5 protein-coding genes are annotated in these 6,000 nt (G+C 44.3%); 2 read left to right on the forward strand and 3 right to left on the reverse strand.

The annotated features are described in order from the left end of the window. Nucleotides 1-384 precede the first annotated feature (384 nt). On the forward strand, nucleotides 385-2,019 hold the full coding sequence (locus tag V7K97_RS08520; RefSeq protein ID WP_334800433.1) for an alpha-D-glucose phosphate-specific phosphoglucomutase: 1,635 nt from the start codon (nucleotides 385-387) through the stop codon (nucleotides 2,017-2,019). Nucleotides 2,020-2,124: 105 nt separating this feature from the next. Here the strand turns inward: V7K97_RS08520 and V7K97_RS08525 are convergent, their stop codons facing one another. Both V7K97_RS08525 and ctpB read right to left on the reverse strand, forming a co-directional pair. Continuing rightward, complete coding sequence (locus tag V7K97_RS08525; protein WP_334800434.1) at nucleotides 2,125-3,114, reverse strand: glycosyltransferase; 990 nt, start codon at nucleotides 3,112-3,114, stop codon at nucleotides 2,125-2,127. Nucleotides 3,115-3,371: 257 nt separating this feature from the next. Further along, nucleotides 3,372-4,712, reverse strand: coding sequence for a carboxyl-terminal processing protease CtpB (gene ctpB / locus V7K97_RS08530; protein WP_334800435.1), 1,341 nt, complete (start codon nucleotides 4,710-4,712; stop codon nucleotides 3,372-3,374). 312 nt (nucleotides 4,713-5,024) lie between these two features. Between ctpB and V7K97_RS08535 the strand changes: the two genes are divergently transcribed. Continuing rightward, nucleotides 5,025-5,723, forward strand: coding sequence for a YdcF family protein (locus tag V7K97_RS08535; protein WP_334800436.1), 699 nt, complete (start codon nucleotides 5,025-5,027; stop codon nucleotides 5,721-5,723). 1 nt (nucleotide 5,724) lies between these two features. Here the strand turns inward: V7K97_RS08535 and V7K97_RS08540 are convergent, their stop codons facing one another. Beyond that, complete coding sequence (locus tag V7K97_RS08540) at nucleotides 5,725-5,886, reverse strand: Txe/YoeB family addiction module toxin (protein ID WP_334800438.1); 162 nt, start codon at nucleotides 5,884-5,886, stop codon at nucleotides 5,725-5,727. Nucleotides 5,887-6,000: the final 114 nt, after the last annotated feature.

Below are 6,000 nucleotides of genomic sequence, written 5' to 3' on the forward strand. Positions count from 1 at the left end.
ACTAAATTTATTTATGGAATGAAATAAAAACATTTATTTCGAGACGAGCAGCGCGAGAAATAAGGTGTCCTTATTAAATCCCCTCAATTTATTTATGGGGATTATCTTTTTACTTTTTACTTTTTACTTTTTACTTCTTAACGTCCCTGTGGGAAGTTGCTCTGTTGGGTATGGTATTTTACCTGCTTTGTAATGTCGCCAAGCTGTCAGGTAGGAAATCCCCAAGGTTTTAGCATAATCAGACAATTTCATTAGGACGGGGTTTTAGACTATATCTGACTATGCTAGACTATATTCTGTTTAAAGTTTTATCATACGTGGCAATTTTTTTGGTAACGAACTTATGCAAAGCTGTAAGAGAAAATGCCTTGTTAAACATTACCTATGAACATCCGTAAAGTCTCTACTACTCCCTTAAGCGACCAAAAGCCTGGTACTTCTGGACTGCGGAAAGCAGTTAAGGCTTTTCAGCAGCCCCACTACCTGGAAAATTTTATCCAATCTATCTTCGATTCTGTAGGGGACTTGCAGGGGCAAACCCTAGTCCTGGGTGGTGATGGTCGTTATTACAATCGCCAAGCCATTCAAATCATCTTGAAAATGGCTGCGGCTAATGGGATTGGGCGGATTAAAGTTGGTCAACGCGGGATTTTGTCTACTCCTGCAACTTCCGCTATTATTCGCAAGTACCAGGCTATTGGCGGCATCATCTTGTCTGCTAGCCATAATCCGGGCGGACCAAATGGTGACTTTGGCGTGAAATATAACATTAGCAATGGTGGTCCAGCACCAGAAAAGGTGACAGAGGCTATTTACGATCGCAGTCAGGTAATTGATAGCTACCAAATTCTGGAAGCACCAGATGTAGATTTAGAAACTTTAAGTGAGTCCAATTTGGGAGAGACGGTAGTTGAGGTGATTGACTCCGTACATGATTATCAAGAGTTAATGGAGTCTCTGTTTGATTTCGATCGCATTCACCAACTGTTAACAAGAGGAAATTTTCAGATCAGCATCGATGCCTTACACGCAGTAGCTGGCCCTTATGCCCATGCCATTTTCGAGCAACGTTTGGGCGCACCAGTGGGAACTGTGCAAAATGGTATACCCCTAGAAGACTTTGGGGGCGGACACCCCGATCCAAATTTAGTTTATGCTCATGAATTGGTGGATATTTTGTACGGAGAGGATGCGCCCGATTTTGGGGCAGCTTTTGATGGAGATGGCGATCGCAATATGATCTTAGGGCGTAAGTTCTTTGTTACCCCTAGTGATAGCCTCGCAGTGTTAGCGGCAAACGCCAAGCTAGTCCCTGGCTATAGTTCGGGTTTAGCCGGGGTAGCGCGATCGATGCCTACTAGTCAAGCAGTGGATCGAGTTGCGGCTCGGATTGGTATTGAATCATACGAAACACCCACTGGCTGGAAGTTCTTCGGCAATCTCTTAGACGCGGGTAAAGCTACCCTCTGCGGTGAAGAAAGCTTTGGTACCGGCTCTAACCATATCCGCGAAAAAGATGGGCTATGGGCTGTTCTCTTCTGGCTGAATATCCTAGCAGTGCGACAACAATCTGTTGAGCAGATTGTACGGGAACACTGGCAGACTTATGGACGCAATTATTACTCCCGCCATGACTATGAAGAGATAGAGACAGCACCAGCTAACACCTTAATAGAAAGACTGCGTTCCTTATTGCCAACTCTTAAAGGCAAGCAGTTTGGTAACTATCAAGTTGAATACAGTGATGACTTTAGTTATACCGACCCTGTTGATGGCAGCATTAGCGAAAAACAAGGTGTTCGCATTGGCTTTACCGATGGCTCCCGCATTGTGGTGCGACTTTCTGGTACTGGTACTCAAGGTGCAACCCTAAGAGTATATCTAGAAAGCTACGAGCCAGATCCCGCCAAACATGACCTCGATCCACAGCAAGCACTTGCTTCATTAATCACTCTTGTTGAGGAAATAGCCCAGATCCGCGAACTGACAGGAAGAGAACAGCCAACTGTGATTACTTAGTGCTGAGTTAGGAGTTAGGAGTTAGGAGTTATTTTCTCCTTCCCTACTCCCCATTCCCCAAAGAAAATAATTATGACGACATTGCTTGACAGACTACTAGTATTGTTACAGTCGCTCAATTATCTTGGCATTCTCTGGTAGCTTGGCATCTCTTTGCCCAGCAGTACGCGCCCTAGCTGTGAACAAACCAATGGGAGTATTTAAGAAATCTACTAGGGTGACTTGACCCGCGATGCCTGGGTTGGGCTGCGCCAACGCCTTTTTAATATCTCTTGGTATTTCTTTCAATAACCAACGTCCCAAACGATAGCCGCATTCTTTAGGTGTCATCTCTGGCATTAAATCGACACCGTGCAGTTCGTGCAGATAGCGATTTGAGTGTCCATAGCGCCGCCATTGACTTTGTAGTTCTTGAAGTGTAGCGCGGTGGCGGTGCTGAACGATCGCATTGGGGGCAAATTCCAAACGCCCGATGTTTTCCCCCAAAATCCGCCAGCAAATATCGGCATCGCCACCAGTGGTAAGATAGGGACGAAATAAACCCGCTTTTTCTAAGGCTATGCGTCGAATCGCCAAATTAGCCGTTTGACCATAGGGACGAAAGGAATGGTTAAGGGTATGCTTTTGCGATAAGGTTTCTTGACGGTCTGCGTGTTGTTCTAACAGAGTTGTGCCTGGTAGTGCCAAAATTTCACCAGCGACAATTACCGCTTCTTTATTGACAAAAGGTTGAATTAATGCATCTAACCATTGTGATTGTGGGCGACAATCTGCATCGGTAAAAACGATAATTTCACCCGTGGCGGCGCGAATCCCAGTATTACGAGCAGCATAAGAGCTTTGAATTTGGTTTTCACTCAACGGGTGAATTGTAATTGGGCAATTTTCGGCAGATGTTTTGAGGTTGATGAGAGTGCGATCGCTACTATTATTGTCCACCAACAAGTACTCTACCTGGTCTTTTGGATAAGTTTGAGACAACAGACAATTTATTAACTCTGGTAAATCTGCCTCACCGTTATAAATAGGAACAACCACCGACACCATTGGTAAAAAGCTGGTGGCGGTGGTTGCATCAACTGGCTGATGATTCATAAATCTGAGATTTTGGAGATGGGATTACTAACTATTATTCCCAAACCAAAATCCGGGAACGATGAGAAGAAGTCAGAATTAATTACTGAGGGATTGTGGACTGGGGGAATGGGAAGATTTAGATGGGGATGCAGACCCCCACCAAATCGTTACTCATATTTTCTCACCCAGTACCCAGTACCCAGTTCTGGAGCGCCCATTACTCACCTTTCTTGGCTGCGCGGAAGTTGCGGAATCCTGGACGCGATCTGTTGAAACTAAAATTTCAAGTTACCAGCGCTGCTCATGGGTCGATTGGGCTGATTTGCCGGCGGCTGGGCAAAGTTGTTATTTGATAGAATTGCGATCGCCCGAGCATATTGGGGATCACTCTTAGTTCCGATTAAATCTGGATTAGAGGCCAACTGACGCTCTTGTGCTTCTGTCAAGTCTAGCTTGATATCTGGCGTAATCCCTTTATGGTTGATATCCGTGCCCGCAGGGGTATAGTAATGGGCAATGGTGACAGCCAAACCGGAACCATCTGCGAGTTCATGAACTGACTGCACTAAGGCTTTACCAAAGGTTTGACCACCAACGACTACCGCCCGCTTATTATCCTTAAGTGCCCCTGTGAGGATTTCGCTAGCACTAGCTGAATTACCATCTACTAAGACCGCCAAAGGACGATTTGTAAGAGCAGTGCGATTGGCTGTAGTTTCCTCACTGGTGCCCACACGGTCTATTGTTTTCACAATTCCGCCATTATCGTACCACATTCGGGCAATTTCAATGCTCGCCTGCAACAACCCGCCAGGATTTCCTCGCAAATCCAAGACGTAAGAATCAACTTTCTTACTGTTCAAATCGCGGATGGCTCGTTGCATTTGATCTGCGGCGTGGGCGCTAAATTCCCGCAAACGGATATACCCAACGCGGCGATTTCCTTCTTGTCTGAGGGTATAACGTACCGTTGGCACTTCAATATTTGCCCTCGCCAGTTTCAACTCAAAAGGATTTTGTCCCGTTCGTCCCAGTCGGAGCTTGATGGGAGTACCCGCTTTGCCACGGATTAGTTTAGAGGCGTCATCGACTTTCATTTTGAGAGTGGATTTGCCATCAATAGCCAAAATTTCGTCGCCTGCTTTGATCCCAGCTTTCAGTGCTGGAGAATTTTCTATGGCTTCGACAACAGTGAGGCGCTGAGTTTTTTCGTTCACTTCCATCCGAACGCCAATGCCAGAGACTTCCCCAGATGTTTGGCTAGTCAGAGCTTCAAACTGCTGGGGGTCCATGAATCGAGTGTAAGGATCTCCTAATTTTTGTAAAGCTTCGCGGATGGCAGTGTATGCTTCTTCACGAGAAGAATAGTCTTTGCTCAACAGGCTTTGCCTGGTTGCTTGCCAATCTTGTTGATTAAATTTACCATCAACATACTCATGATTCACCAGTTGCCAAACTTGGTCAACTATCACTTTTGGGCTGTCTTGCAGGGCTAGAGCGGCACGGACATCACGAGTCCAAGCCGGGCCGAATACAGACATCGTAGCAGTTGTGGCGATCGCTCCACCAATCAAGGCTACTTGGAGCGGTGAGTAACTTTTCGCAGATTGGTTCATGTATACTTAGCTGGAATAATTGTGTTGTTGACAGTTTAGCAATCAGGCTTTCCAGAAATTTTTAAGTTTTTATACCCCAGAATTAACTATGCTCCTTCATCATTTTCATCGTTGAATGATGCCAAAAATACCGCATTAGTTATTAACAATCATTTCTCAGCTTGTTAACCTTCTCCGGAAGGTGATACTGATCGTATGACACTTTGATTAGCGTCATATTTGCATTCTAGATTACTTTTACAAGATAGCACTTTGTTCACTGAATTGCAGCACTGTTAGAGAGCCATTAAATCAGCTTTTTTTACCTAAGTCATGAAACGCAAATTTACCATCAAACCATCAATTTCTCTTAAAAAAAATTTTACTAATCTGTGGCAATTGTTACAAAAACTAACTCGTGGATTATACGTTATCCTGGGTGTCTGGCTGATTTTTACTACTATAACCTTAGTTTTTGCTTCTTCGCGGCCAGTAGATGCCTTCTTTGTGCTTGGTGGCAGTATTAGTCGAGAAACTTATGTTGCCCAACAAGCAAAACAATACCTGCAAACCCCAATTTTAATTTCTCATGGTTCCCCAGATCCCTGTATACGGTTAATTTTTCAGGCGGAATTAGCAGACTTACAAAACGTTTGGTTAGAAAACTGTGCGAATTCTACCTTTGAAAATTTTTATTATGGTATTCCAATTCTGCGGCGTTGGGGAGTGCATAAAGTCATGTTGATTACCTCGCCGAGTCATTTACCCAGAGCTTTATGGATGGCAAAGATTCTTTTGGGTGCTCATGGGATTTGGGTAGAGCGAGAGATTGTTCAGGAGTTGGGTGTTCCTGGTAATAATGAATCTTGGTCTAAAACGGGATTAGATTTAACACGTAGCTTATTTTGGGCAATTTTAAGTCAAATTATTCAACCGCAATGCTCAAATATTACAAGGCTTACTGAAGTAGATATGCAAGCTTGGAAGCATCGAGGTTTTCATTGTGAACACCAAGTGGGGGTGGGGAGATAACTTACTCGTAATGCGTCCACATCCGAATTATCTTGACTACTTGCTCAGATTCGATGACCTCATATACTAACCGATGCTGTATATTTATCCTACGAGAATAAGCACCTGATAAGTCACCAACCAGCTTTTCATAAGGTGGAGGATTTTGAACGTATCGCGGCAGTCCCTACCCTCAACTCTTCGTAGGGTAGGGATCAGAGCGGGTTATTGGAACGAAGTGGAAATAACCAATCCATATTTATTCGATTGGCGCATCTTGATCTTTAATATATTGTTT

This window comes from Nostoc sp. (assembly GCF_036917815.1).
In the GTDB taxonomy this organism is placed as follows: Bacteria; Cyanobacteriota; Cyanobacteriia; order Cyanobacteriales; family Nostocaceae; genus Nostoc.

Bases quoted from the DNA above. Each gene is read 5' to 3' on its own strand.
- V7K97_RS08535 (WP_334800436.1), top strand. From the start codon at position 5,025: ATGAAACGCAAATTTACCATCAAACCATCAATTTCTCTTAAAAAAAAT.
- V7K97_RS08520 (WP_334800433.1), top strand. From the start codon at position 385: ATGAACATCCGTAAAGTCTCTACTACTCCCTTAAGCGACCAAAAGCCT.
- ctpB (WP_334800435.1), bottom strand. From the start codon at position 4,712: ATGAACCAATCTGCGAAAAGTTACTCACCGCTCCAAGTAGCCTTGATT.
- V7K97_RS08525 (WP_334800434.1), bottom strand. From the start codon at position 3,114: ATGAATCATCAGCCAGTTGATGCAACCACCGCCACCAGCTTTTTACCA.